Origin of the sequence: Arthrobacter sp. W4I7, from assembly GCF_030816215.1 — a bacterium.
In the GTDB taxonomy this organism is placed as follows: Bacteria; Actinomycetota; Actinomycetes; order Actinomycetales; family Micrococcaceae; genus Arthrobacter; species Arthrobacter siccitolerans_A.
Window position 1 is genome coordinate 260,310 of the sequence record NZ_JAUSXU010000001.1, and the last position, 18,151, is coordinate 278,460.

Genomic DNA, 18,151 nt, shown 5'->3' on the forward strand with positions numbered 1-18,151 from the left:
CCCGGGACACTCGTGGGTAGGGACCAGCTTCGTGGGAACGAGGGTCAAGGACGCCGTCCGGAGGCTGGCCCGGCCTGCAGGGAGGCACAGCCAATGAGACACATCAACATAACAAGCCGGACGACGGCGGCTGCCGCGGTCTGCGCGGAACCAGCCTGTGTGAACCAGGGCTCCGCGGATCAGGCAGCCTCCGTGAAGCAGGACGACGGCGGGCAGCCCGCCGCAACGTCGGCGCGGCCACGGGACCTGATGCGCGCGGCCTTGGCCAAAAGCAGGGCGCTGCTGCGTGTCTACTTCCACTCGCGGAAGGTGCGGGCCGCAGCCAATGCCCTGGCTCACGCGCTGGCCGAGTCGCGGGAGTCATCCAGCTGGCCCGGTGACCGGCTTCCGGTGGGTGAGGAGATGTCTGCGCAGGTGGAGAAGCTGACGCGCCGCCTGAGCCTGGAGACCGAGGCGCACAACAGGTTGGAGGCACTTTTCAGAAGTGTGGAGTTGGGGCGTTCCGCTGCGGCGGTTTAGGTGCCACACTTAGGTGCAATCGAGTGGCTGGGGGATACAGTCAGGAGATTGCAATGGCGTGGTACACCGGGTGGGCTTACCTCATCGCGGGGCTTATGACAGTGGATGCCCTGCTCCTGGCTTTGTGGGCTATCGACGAAGGCTGGCCGGGCAGTTGGCGGAAGAAACCCTGACCCTGTTCGTCTTCCGGGCCGGCTAGCTTTGCAGGTTCAGCCGCATCAGCACCCGCGGGAAGCCATTCAGTATTGACTCCGTGTCCGCCGCCTTGGTGAAGCCGGCGTCCTCGAAAAGTTTCCGGGTGCCGGCGTAGGCCATGGTGAGGTCAACCTTTTGCCCGTGGTTGTCCAGGGGATAGCCCTCGATGGCAGGCGCCCCGTAGCTCCGGGCCATGTCCACGGCGCCCTTCAACAGCTGGTGTGAGATGCCCTGTCCCCTGTGGCCGGGCCGCACCCGGATGCACCATACTGACCAGACGTCCAGATCGTCCACGTGCGGGATCTTCCGGTTGCCGGCGAAACTGGTGTCCGCACGGGGGTGAACCGCTGCCCACCCCACTGGCTCGCCGCCGTCGTACGCCAAGACCCCCGGCGGGGGATCCTGGGCCAGCAACTCCTTCACCAGGTCTCCGCGCTCCGTGCCGCGCAACGCCTGGTTCTGCTTTGAGGGGATGCGGTAGCTCAGGCACCAGCAGACGTTGGCGTCGGGGCGCTTGGGCCCCACCAACGCCCGGACGTCCTCAAACCCCGCAGCCGGACGGACCTCGATCCCCATGCGGCCATCCTGTCACACACCCACGCGGCTGCTCCCTTAATCAAGGGATATGCGTCCGATGCTCCAGGTGGCCACTTTGCGGAGGTCAACCCTGGTGGCCGGCAGGCGTACATGGACTCCGCCGGAAAGCAGCACCGGAGCAAGGAAATGAATGTACCTGTTCTGCCTCTGGAGGACGTTTGCTTCGGCATCTTCGGCATCTTCGGCTGGCTCGAGGCTGTGTTCGTTCCTTTTCGACTCGACGGCGGCGAGGGCGTCCGCAATTGCCGGGCTGCCGATCCGGATCTGGTCATTCTGCCGCTGGATCCAGGCATTCTCAGAAACCACAGAGCCGGAAATGATGGTGCCGTCAACCACTACGGTGAGCTCTATTGTTGCCTCGTGTGTTGCGTCGTCGCCTGCCCGGAAGAGAGGGGCCAGCAGCAGCATCAGGCGGCGGTCAATCTCGTACCAGGATTGAGCCTCGAAGCGTTCCCGGTTCGCACTGTATTTATCGTCGTGCTCTGCGCCGACTTTCGAGATTGCTTCTCCTGCCGGGTCGTGCGCCATGGCTGTTCCTTCCGCAGTTCCTCCACCTGAATGCCCTCCCCTCTGAGCTTAGTTTCCGGACGGAGCAGGAACCGGTTTCGGGCCGTGAACATCCGGGTACAGGGCTTCGACGGAAATGAGGAGCACGCCGAGGTCGCGGATTTTGGTGAGCAGCCCGTGAAGCGCGGCCTGGTCCGGAACTGCACCGCAGAGGCTTGTGGTGCCGTCGTCTTCACGGGTCAGGGTGAGGCCCTCGAACCAGGCTTCCCAGCGGTCCTGGAGGTGGCCGTGGACCCGGAGCCGGTAGCCGTCGGGAACCAGGGATCTGGAGAGTTCAGTCATGAGGTCCGCCCCCGCGGTTGAACAGCACCCAGCTGGCCGACCATGTCGACCAGGTGGTGCTTGCCCAGGTGGGACTGGCCAGGCGGGTGCTCACCGTGTGCCGGCGGGATCGAGCGGTGAACCCGCAGCCTGGGACAGGATCCCCACCGCCACGGTGCGCTGGCTGCGCCACAGCGAATAACCAAGGCCAATCAGGGCGACGCCGGTAGGCACGGCGAACAGCCGCTCGTTGATCTGCGGCAGGAAGGGGATCAGGATGCTTGAGATGGTGCCGGCGGCGAGGACTGCGGCAGCCCACCGGGCCAGGACGTTGGCGCGGAAGAGCGCGATCCCGAAGACCAGGCCGCCCAGCATGTACGTGAGCCCGGCAACCAGGGTGAGCGGCTGCATCAGGCCAATGTCGCCGTTCGGGTGCCCGCCGGTGGCTGCGGCGAGGACGTCATTCACGTAACCCGTTGAAGTGTGGGCCACCGCCGGGAGGACCACCAGCCCCACCACCTCGACGCTCATCATGATGAGGTAACCGGCGGCGAAAATGAGGTATCCGATGAGGCCGGGTGCACCGCTCTGCTTCACCTGGCGCAGGTACATCCCCGTGATTCCGGCCAGTGACAGGCCGGCCATCAGGATCTTCAGGCTTTGGCGGACCGACCATTCCGTGGTGGTGACGAACTCCGCGTCGAGCTGCGGGTGGTTGATCTGAACGCCAAGGAACAGCACGCCGGCGGCGACGGCGGCCAGGCCTGACGCCCGGGTGAGGTGGGTGGCGGTGATGGACATTGTGGACTCCCTGGTTCCGGGTTTCCGCGGCGGGCGCTGCGGGCTGATTCAAACCTAGGGACGGACAGGGTGAGCAGGCGTCACCCATTGATGTGAGTGACAGGGTGATTCCGGTGTCACCGTTAGGGCGGTGGTGCAATTAAATGGGGCCGCAGTTACAGTCTGCTGTGTTTACATCAGGCGCCGTTCGCGTGCCCGCCGGACCGCGCCCTGCCGGTTGCTGACGCCGAGCTTCGCGAAGATGTGCTTGGTGTGGGTCCGCAGGGTGTTGTGCGAGATGAACAGTGCCCGTGCAATCTCCGGCCCGCTCAGCTCGCTGTCGAGGAGCCTGAGTACCTGCAGTTCCCGCCCGCTCAGCTTTTCGGCGGCTGACACCGCGCCCGTCGAGGCCTGCCTGTCCGGGCCGGGCGGCTCGTGGCCCTGGTCAGGGGCTTCAGCATCTGCCGGCGGAACCATGCTGAGAAGGCGGCGGGGGTGGTCGCCGCCGGTTCCGTGCTCGACGGCGTCGCGCAGCAGTCCCAGCATCGGCGCCCCTTCCGCGAGGAAGAGCCGTGCATAGCCGCCGGGTTCCGGTACCTCTGTGAAGGCGCGGCCCAGCATGTCGCGGGCCCGCTGCCGGTGTCCATGGACGTCTTCGAGCAGTGCCTGCAGCATGCGGATCTCCACGATGCTTCCGGCCCGGCCGTTTGCCGCAGCGGATTCAAGCAGCCGCTCCAGAAGGCGGGCTGCCTCGTCGTTGGCGCCGCCGTCGTCGGGCTGTCCTCTGAGCTGCGCGATGAGAAGCCGCACGAGCGTCAGGTGGTCAAACTCGCTCAGGTAATTGACGTCGTCGGTGACGGACAAACGCCTTGCCCTCGCCCAGTCGCCGGCCTCAGCGAGTTCGCCCTGGGCGATCCGGATCCTGGCCTTCATGGCAGCGATGGGGCGTACCTCCGGAAAGAACCCCCGCCGGTAGAGCTGCTCCGCCTGGTCGAGGAGGCCGACGGCGTCGTCCGGACTTCCGCCGGCCCAGGCAGTCAGTGCCCTGGCGACAAACCACCGGTACCGGCTCTCTGTCATGGGGGACCGGTCAAAGAACGCGGCTGCTTCCCGGAGGTGTCCTTCCGCGCCGGCGGGATCCCCGGCTTCACACTCAATTTCGCTGAGCCCTACATGCAGTTCCGCCGTTGCCCGGGCCACGCGGTCCCCCAGCGACTCGGCCAGCCGCAGCCCATCCAGGTAGAGACGCCGCGCCTGGCCGGGACGGCCCGCGGCGAGCCACATGTCAGCCAGGATCACGGTGCTGCTCAGGGCATCGACGAGGTTGCCGGACGCATGCAGGCTTTCCACAGCCTGCGTGAAAGTCTCGAGCGCGGACTCCACGTCCCCTCCCACCCAGGCGGCGAGGCCCAGGAACCCGGCGGCTGCACCGCGCGAAAGATGGTCGTTCGGACCGGCCAGTTCAAGAGCCCGCCGGGCATGCTCCGCCGTCCCGGCCACATCACCTCGTGCCTGGGCCAGCGAAGCGCGGTATACGGCGATGGTGGCGGGGAGCGCGCGCAGCTCCTCGGTGTCGGCCCAGGGCAGAGGGTGGCCGGGCGGCACGGCGGCCAGCGCAACGTCGGCGTCCTCGAACCGGGCCTCCACATCCTGCAGGTCACCGGTGGCCATCAGCATAAACCCGTAAAAGACGCTGAGAACGGGGCTGCGCCTGACCACGTCGTCTGGCAGTGCCTTAAGCCAGCCGAACAGCAGGCTCTCCTGCCGCTCGCGCCGGATCACGGGGACCGCCAGTTCCATCAAGTGGGCGGCACGGCCGAAGTCCTGGCCCGCTAGCGCGTGCCTGACTGCTTCATCCGTCAAGGCATTGTGTTCGTACCAGAGGCTGGCGCGCTCATGCAGCAGTGGCACAAGCCCGGGCTGCTGGCTGAGCAGGCGCGCCCGCAGGACGTCGGCGAAAAGGTGGTGGTAGCGGAAACACTCCCGCCGGTCGTCCAACGGAACGAGAAAAAGGTTGGCGCGCTCAAGGGCGGTGAGCATCCAGCTCCCGTCCCCGCCGCCCGTTACCGCGTCGCAGAGGGGCCCGCTGAGGCGGTCCAAAACCGACGTGTTCAGCAGGAAGTTCCGGACCTCCTGGGATTGATGCTCCAGTACCTCCTCGACCAGGTAGTCCACGATGTACCGGTCGTTCCCGGCGAACCCGGCAACGAAACCGGCAATATCCGCGCGCCCCTGAAGGGAGAGTGCTGCCAGCTGCAGGGCGGCAACCCACCCCTCTGTGCGTTGCTCCAAGGCCGCTACCTCCGCCTCGGAAAGACCCAGCCCGGCTGCCTCGTTGAAGTAGGCGGCTGCCTCCTGGGACGTAAAACGGAGTTCCGCTGCCCGCACTTCCACTAGCTCGCCCCGTGCCCGCCAGCGCGACAGCGGGAGCCCCGGGTCTGCCCGGGTACTGATGATCACGTGGATGTTGGGCGGAAGGTGCTCCAGCAGGAAGGCCAGCCCTTTGCCCACTTCCGGGTTATCGACGAGGTGGTAATCGTCGAGAACCAGCCACACCTCGCTCGGGGCCGCGGCCAGGTCGTTGACCAGAGTGGTGAGCGCGCCCTCGACCGGCGCAGCGGGGGAAGCGAGGGACTCCAGGGCTGATGATCCGACGCCTGGCACTGCTCCTTGCAGCGCCGACACCACGTAGGTCCAGAAACTGGAAGATTCCTTGTCGGTTGCGTCTAGCGAGACCCAGGCGACCCGCCGTTCGTCCGGCCGTTCGTGCGCCCTGTTGTCCGGCCCGGTGCCCAACCACTGGGCCAGGAGGGTGGTTTTGCCGAATCCGGCCGGGGCAGACACCAGGGTCAGCCGCACATCGGCTCCTCGGCGAAGGCGCTCCAGAAGCCGTGCGCGGGTCACAACCTGGGATCGCACCTTCGGGACGAACAGCTTCGTCGCGATGAGCGGACGTGCCATAGGACTCCCCGTTTCAACGTGCACCGCCAGAGCCTCCACGCGGTAACCAGCACCAGCGTACCGGTTCGAATGGGCGGTGGAAGCAAGGCAATAAGCCTGGGTTAAACGCTGGATGCCCCCGCAGGAAGTGCGGGGGCATCCAGGGAAAAGCTGCGGGACGTGATGGCGCGTCCGGGGAAAAGCTGCGGGACGTGATGGCGCGTCCGGGGAAAAGCTGCGGGACGTGATGGCGCGTCCGGGGAAAAGCTGCGGGACGTGATGGCGCGTCCGGGGAAAAGCTGCGGGACGTGATGGCGCGTCCGGGGAAAAGCTGCGGGACGTGATGGCGCGTCCGGGGAAAAGCTGCGGGACGTGATGGCACGTCCGGGGAAAGCTAGATTCCCAGGGCTTCCTTCAGCGCTGCCACGTGGCCCTGGGCCTTCACCTGGTACTGGGCGAGCGTGACGTAGCCTGCGGGGTCCACCACCACGGTGGAACGGACGATCCCTTCAACGATCTCGCCGTCGACCAGCTTCTCGCCCCAGGCGCCGTAGGCCAGGGCAACTGCGTGGTCCTCGTCGGAGAGCAGCGGGAACGTGAGGGAGAAGTCGCCGGTGAAGCCGGCCAGTGCCTCCGGGGCGTCGGGGGAGATGCCGATGACCTCGTAGCCCTTGCCCTGCAGGGAGGCAAGGCTGTCGCGGAAGTCGCAGGCCTCGGTGGTGCAGCCGGGGGTGGCGGCCTTGGGGTAGAAGTACACGATGACGTTCTTGCCCCGGTAGTCGGCCAAGGCGGTCTCGCGGCCCTGGGCGTCCTGAAGGGTGAAATCAGGGGCCTGGGTTCCGGGCTGAAGCTTGGTGGTCAGGGTCTGGCTCATGGCGTTCCTTTGGAAGTCTTTGTCAGTCAATGGCAAAACATCAAGTGAAGCGGGTTCCCGCTTAGTCATACAACTCCGGCGTCATATGCAGTATTCCGCCGGACCCCGGACAGTTGCGCAGGTGCCCGGCATAAACCGGTATCCGCCGCCCCGTACGGTGGCCACGGCATGGCGGGCATTGCCGAGTTTCCGGCGGATCCGGCCCACGTACACGTCGATGGACCGGGCCGAGGCGCCGGGGGTTTCAAACGAATCGAGGAACTCCTGGAGTTCCTCCCTGTCCACCGGACGGGACAGGTGGGTCACCAGGTACCGGAGCACCTTGAACTCGACGCCGGTCAGCGCCACCGGCGTGCCGTCCAGCAGGACCTGGTCGGCCGCCAGGTCTACGGCGACCCGGCTCACGGGGCCGGCGGACGGCGGCAGCCGCGTGCCGCCGTCGTCCTCGCTGGATAGCGCGGCGGGTGCCACGTCAGGTGCCCCCTCAGGTGCCCCCTCAGGGGCCTCTTCAGGTGCTTCTTCACGTGCGCCGGGGTTCTCCGCCGCGGAAGGAGTGCGGGAGGAGTGGTCTGCGGCTCCTTCCGCTGGGGCGGAGACCCCGGACGTGGGGGCCCCGGCGGCAGGCCAATGGACTTCCGCCTCCGGAGCAGTTTGCAGGGCCCGGGCAAGGACCAGCTGGGCGGCGCGGGCCAGCAGTTCGGGGCTGGTGCCCTCCTCGGGAACCACCCACACGGCAAGGCCGCGGGCCGCCGCCCGTTTGGCAGGAACCGGATGCCGGGACAACCCCCTTGGGTAGTGCGCTTCCACGGCCACGGGGCGTCCTTAGACTCCGCCGCGGCGGATCAGCTTGCCCGTGGGGGTCTGGCCGTCCACCACGGCGCCGCGCAGGAACGTCTTCCGGACCACGCCGGAGAGGGCCTTGCCGTCGTAGGGAGTGATGGGGTTCTTGTGCTTGAGCTTGGACACGTCCACCACAAAGGCCTCGTCCGGGGCGAAGACGGCGAAGTCGGCGTCGTAGCCCAGCGCCAGCTGGCCCTTGGTGGAGAGCCGGGCGAGGGCTGCCGGCTTCTCGCCCATCCAGGACACCACCTGCTCCAGCGGGATGCCGCGGTGCCGGGCCTCGGTCCAGATCAGGGACAGGCCCAGCTGCAGCGACGAAACGCCGCCCCACGCCACGGCGAAGTCACCGTTTTCCAGGTCCTTCAGGTCCAGCGTGGAGGGGGAGTGATCCGAGACGATGCAGTCGATGGTGCCGTCCAGCAGGCCCTGCCAGAGTAGTTCCCGGTTGGAGGCCTCACGGATGGGCGGGCAGCACTTGTAGGCGGTGGCGCCGTCCGGGATTTCCTCGGCCATCAGCGTGAGGTAGTGCGGGCACGTTTCCACGGTGAGCTTCACACCGTCGCGCTTTGCGGAGGCGATCATGGGCAGCGCGTCCGACGACGAGAGGTGCAGGATGTGAGCACGCGCACCGGTCCAGCGGGCCCGTTCGATCACCTCGGCGATGGCTTTGTTCTCGGCGCCGCGCGGGCGGGAGGCGAGAAAGGTGGAATAGTGCGCGCCGCCGGGATGGGGCGCGTGGTCGATGGCGTGGGAGTCCTCGGCGTGGACGATCATGAGCGAGTCGAAGGACTTCAGCTCGCGCATGTCCTCTTCCATTTCGTCCGCCTCCAGGTGCGGGAACTCGTCCACACCGGAGTGCAGGAGGAAGCACTTGAAGCCGAACACCCCTTCATCGTGCAGGGCGCGCAGGTCGCCCTTGTTGCCGGGGATCGCGCCGCCCCAGAACCCGACGTCGATGAACGCCTGGTCCTCGGCCACCTCGCGCTTGAGCTTGAGGTTTTCCACTGTGGTGGTGGGCGGGACGGAGTTCAAGGGCATGTCGATGATGGTGGTGACGCCGCCGGCTGCCGCGGCCCGTGTGGCGGAGGCGAAGCCCTCCCACTCGGTGCGGCCGGGCTCGTTGACGTGGACGTGGGTGTCCACCAGGCCGGGGATCAGGGTTTCGTCGTCGGCCAGTTCGATGACCTCGGTGCCGGCCAGGCCGTTGCCCAGCGGTTCGAGCGCGACGATTTTTCCGCCGCGGACACCAACCTCCCGGGGTGCGAGGCCGGCGGTGGTGAGAATGCGCTGGCCGCGGATGACCAGGTCAAAACGTTCTTCAGACATGGAGGTCCTCCTTGGTGGTGGCGGTGCGGGCCAGCCTGTTTGCTGCCAGCCTTCCGCTGATCTGCGTGCCCAGCTGCTCCAGAAGCTGTGCAGCCTCTGCTATGCACCTGTCTACATTGCTTTCCAGCTCGGTCAAAGCGTAAACGTCGTCGAATCCCGCGGCGCTGGCCTGGTTCCGGTGAAGGGTGGTCCGGCCGCAGACCGCGATCACCGGAACGCCCTGCCCGGCGGCGGCCCGGGCAACGCCCATGGGCGTTTTGCCCAGCAGGCTTTGCTCGTCCAGGCTGCCTTCGCCCGTAATCACCAGGTCGGCGCCGGCCAATCTCTGCTCCAGTCCGGTGAATTCGAGGACGACGTCGATGCCTGGGCGGCGGGTTGCGGCCAGTACGGCGATGGCTGCGTAGCCCACGCCTCCTGCCGCTCCGGCGCCCGGGGCTTCCGACGCCTTGATGGCACGGTGTCCGATTTCCCTGGCCAGGACTTCGACAAACCTGGCCAGGGCGGCGTCGAGCAAGCCGACGTCCTGTTGTTTGGCGCCTTTCTGCGGGCCGAAAATCGCCGCGGCGCCCTGGGCGCCCATTAGGGGATTGTCGACGTCGGACGCTAGCACAAAGCGTGTGTCCTTCAGTCGGGGTTCGAACCCGCCGAAGTCGATCCGGTCCAGGTGGGCCAAAGCGGCACCGCCGGCCGGAAGTTCGGTGCCCGCTGCATCGAAGAACCGGGCGCCGAGCCCCTGCAGGACGCCGGCGCCGCCGTCGGTGTTGGCGCTGCCGCCCACGCCCAGGATGATGCGGTTGCAGCCTGCGTCGAGGGCGGCGCGGATCAGCTGGCCGGTGCCCAGGCTGGTGGCGGTGCGCGCCGCCGCCGGGCCTGGCCGTCCCCCAACCAATGCTCCGGCGGGGAGCAGGGCCAGGCCCGAGGCAGCCGCCATTTCGATGACTGCCTCATTGCCCCGGACAGCGAAGTCGGCCGTGACCGGTTCGCCTATTGGCCCGGCCACCAGTGCGCTGCGGCGGGTGAAGCCGGAGCCGACGGCGGCGTCCAGGGTGCCCTCACCGCCGTCGGCTACCGGGATCCGCAGGACCTCAAGGTTCCCGCCCGCTCCGCGCTGCAGCCCCTTTTCCAGGTGGCTGCACACTTCGGGGGCGGACAGGGACCCTTTGAACTTGTCCGGGGCAATGACGATCCGCATGGCTGTCTTTCTTGTTCTAGGTGTGCAGGTTCCAGGTGTGCAGGTTTAGGCCTGCAGCGCCAGGATTGCGGTGGGGGCGTCGGCGGCGGTCTCGGCCAGTTCCTCGAACTCGTTCACCGCGTTAATTTCCACACCCATGGAGATGTTGGTGACCTTTTCCAGGATCACTTCCACCACCACGGGAACCTGGAATTCGCCCATCAGTGCCTTGGCCTTGTCGAAGGCGGCGGCGAGGTCGTTGGGGTCTTCCACGCGGACGGCCTTGCAGCCCAGGCCCTCGGCCACCTTGAGGTGGTCCACGCCGTAGCCGTTTGTCTCGGGCGAGTTGATGTTGTCAAACGCCAGGGACACGTTCTGCTCCATGTTAAAGCCGCGCTGGGACTGGCGGATCAGGCCCAGGTAGGAGTTGTTCACCACCACGTGGATGTACGGCAGGTTGAACTGCGCGCCCACGGCCAGTTCCTCAATCATGAACTGGAAGTCGTAGTCGCCGGAGAGGGCCACCACCGTCTCGTCCGGCTTGCCGCGCACGACGCCGAGGGCTGCCGGAGCGGTCCAGCCCAGCGGGCCTGCCTGGCCTGCGTTGATCCACTTGCGCGGGCCGAACACGTGCAGCATCTGCGCGCCGGCGATCTGGGACAGCCCGATGGTGGACACGTAGATGGTGTCACGGCCGAAGGACTTGTTCATCTCTTCATACACGCGCTGCGGCTTGATGGGGATGTTCTCGAAGTGAGTCTTGCGGTGCAGGGAGGCCTTGCGCTCGGCGCATTCGGCAACCCAGGCGCTGTAGTCCGGCAGGGACCTGGCCGCCTTGCGCTCCCTGGCGAGTTCAACCAGCCCAGCCAGCGCCGCACCGGCGTCGGACGCGATGCCCAGGTCCGGCGAGAACACGCGGCCGATCTGCGTGGGCTCGATGTCGATGTGCACGAACTTGCGGCCGGCCGTGTAGGTGTCCAGTCCGCCGGTGTGGCGGTTGGCCCAGCGGTTGCCGATGCCGATCACGAAGTCGCTCTGCAGGTAGTTCTCATTGCCGTAGCGGTGGGAGGTCTGCAGGCCCACCATGCCGGCCATGAGGCGGTGGTCGTCCGGGATGGTGCCCCAGCCCATGAGGGTGGGGATAACGGGGATGTTCAGGGCCTCGGCCAGCTCAACCAGCTGGGCGGAGGCGCCGGCGTTGATGATGCCGCCACCAGCCACGATCAGCGGGTGCCGGGCTGCGGTCAGCATGTCCAGGGCCTTTTCCAGCTGCTTGCGGCTGGCCTTGGGCTTTTCGACGGGCAGCGGCTCGTAGGTATCGATGTCGAATTCGATCTCGGCAAGCTGGACGTCGATGGGCAGGTCCAGCAGTACCGGGCCGGGGCGGCCGGAGCGCATCAGCTGAAAGGCCTTCTGGAAGGCACCTGGGACCTGGCCGGGCTCCAGGACGGTCATGGCCATCTTGGTGACGGGCTTGGCGATGGACTCGATGTCCACGGCCTGGAAGTCTTCCTTGTGCAGCTTGGCAACAGGCGCCTGGCCGGTGATGCAGAGCATGGGGATGGAATCGGCCCAGGCGGCGTACAGGCCCGTGATCATGTCCGTTCCGGCGGGGCCGGATGTGCCGATGCAGATTCCGATGTTGCCGTCCTGGGCGCGGCTGAAGCCGTCGGCCATGTGGCTGGCGCCTTCTACGTGCCGGGCCAGGGTGTGGCGGATGCCGCCGTGGGCGCGCATTGCGGAATAGAAGGGGTTGATTGCCGCGCCTGGCAGGCCGAACGCCTCGATGGCGCCTTCCTTTTCCAGGATGGCAACCGCTGCATCAACGGTACGCATCTTGCTCATGGTGTGCTCCTTGAAAGCTGTGGTTGGGCCCGGTGGTTGAGCCTGTCGAAACCTGTTTTTGGGTGTGCTGTAGGAAGCCCTGCTGGTGAGGGCATTAAAAGTTCGTTGGGTGAGCCGGTCTAAACCTGGATTTCGACAGGCTCAATCACCGGTGATTGAGCCCGCTGAAACCTACTTGCGGCCGCTGAGCTGGAGGACCTGCTTGAAGAGTCCGGAGTGGTCCAGTGCGCCGTCACCCTGGTTGACGGTGGCGGCGACGAGCTGGGCGACGACGGCGCCAAGCGGGATGGCGACGTTGGCTTCACGGGCGGCTGAGGTGACGATGCCCAGGTCCTTGTGGTGCAGGGCAAGGCGGAAGCCGGGCTCGAAGTTGCGGTCCAGCATCTTCTGGCCCTTCTGGTCCAGGACCTTGGAGCCGGCCAGGCCGCCGCCGAGGACCTTGAGGGCGGCGTCGGTGTCCACGCCGTAGGCCTCGAGGAAGGCTATGGCCTCGCCGAGGACCTCGATGTTGACCGCGACGATGAGCTGGTTGGCTGCCTTGACGGTCTGGCCGGAGCCGGAGGGGCCCACATGGACGATGGTCTTGCCGACGGCGGTCAGGACGCCCTGTGCTGTCTCGAAGTCTGCCTTGTCGCCGCCCACCATGATCGAGAGGGCGGCGTCGATGGCGCCCTGCTCGCCGCCGCTGACCGGTGCGTCGAGGGGGCGGATGCCGGCTTCGCGGGCGTCGTCGGAGAGGCGTTTGGCGACGTCCGGGCGGATGCTGGAGGCGTCGATCCACAAGGTGCCCTGCTTGGCGTTGGCGAAGACGCCGTCCTTGCCGCTGACCACGCCCTCAACGTCAGGGGAGTCCGGCACCATGGTGATGACGACGTCGGCATCCTTGACCGCGTCCGCGATGCTGGTGGCGCCCTTGCCGCCTTCGGAGACGAGCTTGTCGATCTTGTCCTGGCTGCGGTTGAAGCCGGTGACGGCGTGGCCGGCCTTGACCAGGTTGATGGCCATGGGCAGGCCCATGATTCCGAGGCCGATAACTGCAACGTTGCTCATTGTTTTTTCCTTTACTGAAAGTCTGAGTGGTGGGCCATCGGTGGTTGAGCTTGTCGAAACCCGGATTTCGACAAGCTCAATCACCGGTTACTGCGAGGCGTGCTGGCGGATGGCCCAGCTGAAGGCTGTTTCCTGCGGTTCCTTGTATTCGAGGCCGATGTAGCCCTCGTAGCCGAGTTCGCGGCTGCGGGCGGTCCACTCGCCGAGCGGGAGGGTGCCCGTGCCCGGGGCGCCTCGGCCGGGGTTGTCCGCGATCTGGATGTGCCCGAAGTCCTTGGCATGGTTCTCGATGACGGATTCGACGTCGTCGCCGTTGACCGCCAGGTGGTAGAAGTCGGCGAGGAACTTGATGTTGTCGACGCCGGCCTCCGCCTTCACGCGGGTGATGACCCTGAGTACGTCGTCAGCCGTGAGGAGCGGGTACCTGGGTGCGCCGCTGACGGGCTCGAGGAGGACGGTGCCGCCGATCCGGGCCACGCCTTCTGCTGCCGCGGCAAGGTTCCTGACTGCGAGGTCGTCCTGCTCTTCAGGGGTGAAGTCGTCCTGCCGGTTGCCGTAGAGGGCGTTGAACGCCTTGCAGCCCAGACGCGCGCCGATCTCGGCAATGACGTCGATGTTGTCCTTGAACTCAGACTCGCGGCCGGCCCAGGAGACCAGGCCGCGGTCCCCGCCGGGCATGTTGCCGGCGTTGAAGTTCAGGCCGGTGAGCTGCACGCCGGCGTCCGTGACGGCGTTCTCGAATCCGGTGACCTCGGCGTCGCCGGGGACTGAGCTTTCGAAGGGCCACCAGAACTCGACAGCATCAAAGCCCGCTGCCTTGGCTGCGGCCGGGCGCTCGAGCAGGGGCAGCTCCGTGAGGAGGATGGAGCAGTTCACTGTGTACGTCATCGTAGGTCCTTCCAGGGAGGGCTTTGATCTATCTTCTCTGCTTCTCCGGTTCCTACCGTTTCCGCTTTGTGGAATTTAGATTCTGCTTTATGAAAAGTGTAGGGAAGGAGGGCGGGGTGAGTCAAGGGGGCTTGAGGCGGCGGCTCTCACCAGCCTCCTTGCCGTGAAGGGGCAGGGGATGTCCCCTGGCCCTTGTTTGCGGCGGCGCGGGCTGGCTTTTGCTGAAAGGTTTTCCCCATTGACTTCAGGGGCGGTAGGGCTACGGTTAGAGATACGCTGGCACCGCCTGGCGAACGCGTGTGCGCCGGGGGCAAAGGCGTGTACGGCTCAAGGTCTCGCTTATACTTCACCGCTCGTCGGTATCCGAACCCACCGTCTGGTTCGCAGCCAGGCGTCCTCATCCCGATCAACAGGCTGTGTCCACATGACCGCAAATTTCATCAGAGCGTTGGCAGTCAAATCATTTGATGATCCCGATAGGAAGCGTTGCCCGGACAAGGCGGAGTTCGATCTTGTCACGGTGGACGACTATTCGGTGGCGCGGCTGATCCTCGCGCCCGGCTGGCGTTGGTCCCTCTCCGCCAAGCCCGCCGAGCTGACCGACTTCTGCGAGCACCACCACCTTGGCTACTGCATCTCCGGGCAGCTTGAGGTTGAAACGGCCGACGGCGGGCGGTCAACCATCCACGCCAATGACACCTATGCGCTGCCTCCCGGACATGATGAGTGGGTGGTGGGGGAGGAGCCGTTCGTCGGCGTCGAGTTCCTCGGTGCCGCCTCGTTCGGCAGGCCGCGCAGCTTCGGGATGCACGCGCTGATTTGAGTTATTCCTGCTGGCTGTTCCGGCGCTAAAAGCACCGCCAAGCACGGACTCACGCTTAAGCGGACTCACGGATAAAAGCACGGCCTCACGCCGCAGGCCGCGCCTGCCGCCTGCGGCGTACTTCCTGGAGGCCAGTTCCCGCCAGGGCGATGGCGGTCGCGAGCAGGATAAGTGGTCCTGCCCCGCCGGCCGGGCCCAGGGTGGCTGCCAGGATTTGCCGTCCCATCAAGGCCATCTCCTCGAAGTCGCCCAGGTAAATGCGGGTGCCAAAGACGTAGTTGACTGATATGAACAGCGCCGGCACTACCCACAGCAGTACAAGGTCCGCTGCCCAGACCAGGATGCGGATGGTGGGCCGGAACCCGCACCAAGCCAACGCCAGGCCTACCAGCACTGCGGGTAGCCAGCGGGCGATCGTGGGTACCGCGGCAGGTACGTTGCCAACGCCGGCGAGGTTCACCACCCATTCCACCGCCCAGGACGCAAAGGGGACCGCCATAACGCCCAGCCCCAAAGCGGCCAGGGCAGGTGACTTGGACGCCAGGAGGAACAGCGCCACCACGCTGGCAGCGACGGCGGCCATCACCCCCGCCAGCAGGCCCGCGAAGTAAAGACCCGAGGCGGATCCCGGCACCAGGCCGGCACGGACAACACTGAACGCCTGGATCGTGGCTGCAGCCTGAACCGCGAGGACGCCCGCCGCCGCGCTCCAAGTTGCCGCCCGACGTCGTCCCGGCCGGCACAGCCGAACCGTGAAACCGGCAAGGGCTCCACCCACTGTCATTAGGGTCACCAGTGTAGTGAGTTCGTATTGGCTCAGGGGCAGCAGCGATACCGGCATCTGTGCCGGAAGAACTTCCGTTGCCCACAAGTTCTGCAGCGGCAGCCGTGCGCCGGTCACCAGCCACGGCGCCAGGCCCAGCAGCCCCGCCAGGACTCCTATCAGCACTGAAGTCCACGGGCTCACGCTGCGCTCCCGGTGATCAGGCGTGGGTGCTGCTGATACGGCCCATGCCGACTGGCGCTCGTTCGACCTGGGGTGGCTCATGGAGGCTCCTTTTCCCGCGCGCGTGCGCGAAGGACGGCAGCACCGGTGGGGGTTTGTCCGGGACAGCCAAGATACTACACCGAATAGATTTAATCCGCCTTCTCAGCGGGGGCGGATACTGAAGAATCTGGCGGACGCGGCGCGTCAGGAGTCCAGACCAGAGCGAGGGATGCAGATACCGAGTGGTCGGGCTTCTCCGGCGGCGCGGTGTAGGCCCGAAGAACCAGGAGGGATTTCCCGGCCAGCTCCACGGTTCCGCCAGCATGCAGGAGGCCGGTGTCCGCGTGTTTCCCGGCAGTATCGATGAGCTGTTCCCAGCTGGGCGAGTACTCGATGCTGGGCAGGGTGAACACCACGGGTTCGTCTCCCGAGTTGCAATACAGCAGGAAGTTGTGGTCGTTGATGACCCGGCCCCGGTGGTCTTTGCCCACCGCTGTCCCGTTGTAGAACACCCCGATGGCGCGGGCGAGGGGGTTGTCCCAGTCTTCCGGCACCATGGCTGTGGCATCTCTGTCGAGCCAGACAATATCGGGCAGGGGCTGGCCGACCGCTCGTCTGACGGGACGGCCTTGAAAAAATCTGTTGCGCCGAAACGTGGGATGTTCCCTGCGCAGCTGGCTGACGGCGGCAAGGAACTCCGTGAGGGGCTGGTCCGCAGTCTCCCAGTCGATCCACGAGAGCGGTGAGTCCTGGCAGTAGCCGTTGTTGTTTCCCTCCTGGCTGCGCCCCAGTTCGTCACCGTGCAGGACCATGGGGACGCCCTGCGAAAGGAGGAGCGTGGCGAGAAGATTGCGTTGCTGGCGCGCCCGCAGGGCAAGGATGCCGCGGTCTGAAGTAGGCCCCTCTGTGCCGCAGTTCCACGAGCGGTTGTGGGACTCGCCGTCGTTGTTGTTTTCCCCATTGGCCTCGTTGTGCTTGGCGTTGTAGGAGACCACGTCGCGCAGGGTGAACCCGTCGTGGGCGGTGACGAAGTTGATCGAGGCCACGGGCAGGCGGCCTGAGCTTTCGTAAAGATCAGCCGAGCCTGCGAGCCGGGAGGCGAATTCACCAAGGGTGGCGGGGGCGCCGCGCCAGAAGTCGCGGACGGCGTCGCGGTATTTCCCGTTCCATTCGGTCCAGAGCGGCGGGAAGTTCCCCACCTGGTACCCGCCGGGACCCACATCCCATGGTTCAGCGATGAGCTTCACCTGGGACACCACGGGATCCTGCTGGACGAGGTCGAAGAAGCTGGACAGCCGGTCCACCTCGTAGAACTCGCGTGCCAGGGCGGAGGCGAGGTCAAAGCGGAACCCGTCCACGTGCATCTCCAGCACCCAGTACCGGAGGGAATCCATCATCAGCTGCAGGGTGTGCGGATGGCGGACGTTGATCGTGTTCCCCGTGCCCGTGTAATCCAGGTAATGCTGCTTTTCATGCTCCACCAGCCGGTAGTACGCCTGGTTGTCGATGCCCTTGAACGACAAGGTGGGGCCCAGATGGTTCCCCTCGGCTGTGTGGTTATAAACGACGTCGAGAATCACCTCGATGCCCGCGGCGTGCAGGGAGCGGACCATCGCCTTGAATTCCTGCACCTGCTGGCCCGGTTTAGTGCTGGAACTGTAGCTCTCATGCGGGGCGAAGAATCCGATGGTGTTGTAGCCCCAGTAATTGCTGAGCCCCTTGTCTTTGAGGGTGCTGTCCTGGACGAACTGGTGCACCGGCATCAGCTCTACCGCCGTGACGCCAAGCTTCTGCAGGTGTTCGATGACGGCGGGGTGTGCAATGCCGGCGTAGGTGCCGCGCTCCCGGGAAGGTACCTCCGGGTGGGTCATGGTGAGACCCTTCACGTGGGCCTCATAGATCAGGCTGTCGCTGTAGGGGATCCGCGGCGGCCGGTCGTGCTGCCAGTCGAAGAACGGGCTGATCACCACCGACCGCACGGTGTGCGGGGCGGAGTCCTCGCTGTTGAAGGATGCGGGGTCGCCGAAGTTGTAGGAGAACATCGGCTGGCCCCAACTGATGTCGCCGCTGAGTGCCTTGGCATAGGGATCCAGCAGCAGTTTGTTGGGATTGAAGCGGAGGCCACGGGCAGGCTCGTAGGGGCCCTCCATCCGGTAGCCGTACAGTTGGCCGGGCAAAACGTGAGGCAGGTAGCAGTGCCAGACGAAGGCGTCCACCGCCTCAAGGCGGATCCGCTGCTCGACGCCGTCCTCATCGAACAGGCACAGGTACACCGCGCTCGCGGCTTCACTGAACACGGCAAAGTTGGTACCGCTCCCGTCGTACGTGGCACCCAGCGGATAGGGGCTCCCCGTCCAGACTTCCAAGTCCGCCTCCATTTCGAAGAAGAGAACACCATCGAACCACAGTGGCGCCCGTTCTTACTGGAGGATATGACAGGGGTGCGACGGCGATGCAGGACCGCCGCCGCCGTCGTACCTTGCCTTG

Annotated in this window: 16 protein-coding genes; 2 read left to right on the top strand and 14 right to left on the bottom strand. The window is 66.0% G+C overall.

The window, feature by feature from the left end; genetic code table 11:
* Window positions 1-93: 93 nt before the first annotated feature.
* The gene (locus tag QF047_RS01195) at window positions 94-519 is read left to right on the top strand and encodes a hypothetical protein (protein WP_307273035.1); all 426 of its coding nucleotides are present in this window, start codon (window positions 94-96) and stop codon (window positions 517-519) included.
* A gap of 195 nt (window positions 520-714) precedes the next feature.
* On the opposite strand, the gene QF047_RS01200 is transcribed toward QF047_RS01195, so the two are convergent.
* The 12 genes from QF047_RS01200 to QF047_RS01255 all read right to left on the bottom strand — a co-directional run bounded on the left by QF047_RS01200 (window position 715) and on the right by QF047_RS01255 (window position 13,853).
* A complete protein-coding gene (locus tag QF047_RS01200) occupies window positions 715-1,290 on the bottom strand; it encodes a GNAT family N-acetyltransferase (RefSeq protein WP_307273038.1) in 576 nt (191 codons plus the stop codon).
* Window positions 1,291-1,326: 36 nt separating this feature from the next.
* A complete protein-coding gene (locus QF047_RS01205) occupies window positions 1,327-1,839 on the bottom strand; it encodes a hypothetical protein (protein WP_307273040.1) in 513 nt (170 codons plus the stop codon).
* Between the two features lie 48 nt (window positions 1,840-1,887).
* Window positions 1,888-2,160 carry a hypothetical protein gene (locus tag QF047_RS01210; protein WP_307273043.1) on the bottom strand — a complete coding sequence of 91 codons (273 nt, stop codon included), beginning with the start codon at window positions 2,158-2,160 and terminating at the stop codon, window positions 1,888-1,890.
* Between the two features lie 90 nt (window positions 2,161-2,250).
* Window positions 2,251-2,940, bottom strand: coding sequence for a hypothetical protein (locus tag QF047_RS01215; RefSeq protein WP_307273046.1), 690 nt, complete (start codon window positions 2,938-2,940; stop codon window positions 2,251-2,253).
* Between the two features lie 171 nt (window positions 2,941-3,111).
* A complete protein-coding gene (locus tag QF047_RS01220) occupies window positions 3,112-5,880 on the bottom strand; it encodes a LuxR C-terminal-related transcriptional regulator (RefSeq protein ID WP_307273049.1) in 2,769 nt (922 codons plus the stop codon).
* 373 nt (window positions 5,881-6,253) lie between these two features.
* The gene (gene bcp / locus QF047_RS01225; RefSeq protein ID WP_306636125.1) at window positions 6,254-6,733 is read right to left on the bottom strand and encodes a thioredoxin-dependent thiol peroxidase; all 480 of its coding nucleotides are present in this window, start codon (window positions 6,731-6,733) and stop codon (window positions 6,254-6,256) included.
* 81 nt (window positions 6,734-6,814) lie between these two features.
* Complete coding sequence (locus QF047_RS01230) at window positions 6,815-7,546, bottom strand: winged helix-turn-helix domain-containing protein (protein WP_307273051.1); 732 nt, start codon at window positions 7,544-7,546, stop codon at window positions 6,815-6,817.
* Between the two features lie 9 nt (window positions 7,547-7,555).
* The gene (gene allB / locus QF047_RS01235; RefSeq protein ID WP_306636121.1) at window positions 7,556-8,899 is read right to left on the bottom strand and encodes an allantoinase AllB; all 1,344 of its coding nucleotides are present in this window, start codon (window positions 8,897-8,899) and stop codon (window positions 7,556-7,558) included.
* Window positions 8,892-10,091 carry a glycerate kinase gene (locus QF047_RS01240; RefSeq protein WP_307273055.1) on the bottom strand — a complete coding sequence of 400 codons (1,200 nt, stop codon included), beginning with the start codon at window positions 10,089-10,091 and terminating at the stop codon, window positions 8,892-8,894. Before QF047_RS01240 ends, allB begins: the two co-directional genes overlap by 8 nt.
* Window positions 10,092-10,136: 45 nt before the next feature.
* Window positions 10,137-11,915: a glyoxylate carboligase gene (gene gcl / locus QF047_RS01245; RefSeq protein ID WP_307273058.1), complete on the bottom strand. Its 1,779-nt coding sequence runs from the start codon at window positions 11,913-11,915 to the stop codon at window positions 10,137-10,139.
* A gap of 171 nt (window positions 11,916-12,086) precedes the next feature.
* Window positions 12,087-13,049: a 2-hydroxy-3-oxopropionate reductase gene (locus QF047_RS01250; protein WP_307273061.1), complete on the bottom strand. Its 963-nt coding sequence runs from the start codon at window positions 13,047-13,049 to the stop codon at window positions 12,087-12,089.
* Between the two features lie 3 nt (window positions 13,050-13,052).
* Complete coding sequence (locus QF047_RS01255; RefSeq protein WP_307273063.1) at window positions 13,053-13,853, bottom strand: hydroxypyruvate isomerase family protein; 801 nt, start codon at window positions 13,851-13,853, stop codon at window positions 13,053-13,055.
* A gap of 424 nt (window positions 13,854-14,277) precedes the next feature.
* Here QF047_RS01255 and QF047_RS01260 point away from each other — a divergent pair, with 424 nt between their 5' ends.
* The gene (locus QF047_RS01260) at window positions 14,278-14,676 is read left to right on the top strand and encodes a cupin domain-containing protein (RefSeq protein WP_307273066.1); all 399 of its coding nucleotides are present in this window, start codon (window positions 14,278-14,280) and stop codon (window positions 14,674-14,676) included.
* 85 nt (window positions 14,677-14,761) lie between these two features.
* Here the strand turns inward: QF047_RS01260 and QF047_RS01265 are convergent, their stop codons facing one another.
* Both QF047_RS01265 and glgX read right to left on the bottom strand, forming a co-directional pair.
* Window positions 14,762-15,724, bottom strand: a complete 963-nt coding sequence (locus QF047_RS01265) for a hypothetical protein (protein ID WP_307273068.1) — start codon at window positions 15,722-15,724, stop codon at window positions 14,762-14,764.
* An 89-nt stretch (window positions 15,725-15,813) separates the two neighbouring features.
* Window positions 15,814-18,030 carry a glycogen debranching protein GlgX gene (gene glgX / locus QF047_RS01270; protein WP_307273070.1) on the bottom strand — a complete coding sequence of 739 codons (2,217 nt, stop codon included), beginning with the start codon at window positions 18,028-18,030 and terminating at the stop codon, window positions 15,814-15,816.
* Window positions 18,031-18,151: the final 121 nt, after the last annotated feature.

Coding starts and splice junctions, on each gene's coding strand:
- QF047_RS01195 (WP_307273035.1), top strand. CDS start 94: ATGAGACACATCAACATAACAAGCCGGACGACGGCGGCTGCCGCGGTC.
- QF047_RS01200 (WP_307273038.1), bottom strand. CDS start 1,290: ATGGGGATCGAGGTCCGTCCGGCTGCGGGGTTTGAGGACGTCCGGGCG.
- QF047_RS01205 (WP_307273040.1), bottom strand. CDS start 1,839: ATGGCGCACGACCCGGCAGGAGAAGCAATCTCGAAAGTCGGCGCAGAG.
- QF047_RS01210 (WP_307273043.1), bottom strand. CDS start 2,160: ATGACTGAACTCTCCAGATCCCTGGTTCCCGACGGCTACCGGCTCCGG.
- QF047_RS01215 (WP_307273046.1), bottom strand. CDS start 2,940: ATGTCCATCACCGCCACCCACCTCACCCGGGCGTCAGGCCTGGCCGCC.
- QF047_RS01220 (WP_307273049.1), bottom strand. CDS start 5,880: ATGGCACGTCCGCTCATCGCGACGAAGCTGTTCGTCCCGAAGGTGCGA.
- bcp (WP_306636125.1), bottom strand. CDS start 6,733: ATGAGCCAGACCCTGACCACCAAGCTTCAGCCCGGAACCCAGGCCCCT.
- allB (WP_306636121.1), bottom strand. CDS start 8,899: ATGTCTGAAGAACGTTTTGACCTGGTCATCCGCGGCCAGCGCATTCTC.
- QF047_RS01240 (WP_307273055.1), bottom strand. CDS start 10,091: ATGCGGATCGTCATTGCCCCGGACAAGTTCAAAGGGTCCCTGTCCGCC.
- gcl (WP_307273058.1), bottom strand. CDS start 11,915: ATGAGCAAGATGCGTACCGTTGATGCAGCGGTTGCCATCCTGGAAAAG.
- QF047_RS01255 (WP_307273063.1), bottom strand. CDS start 13,853: ATGACGTACACAGTGAACTGCTCCATCCTCCTCACGGAGCTGCCCCTG.
- QF047_RS01260 (WP_307273066.1), top strand. CDS start 14,278: ATGACCGCAAATTTCATCAGAGCGTTGGCAGTCAAATCATTTGATGAT.
- QF047_RS01265 (WP_307273068.1), bottom strand. CDS start 15,724: ATGAGCCACCCCAGGTCGAACGAGCGCCAGTCGGCATGGGCCGTATCA.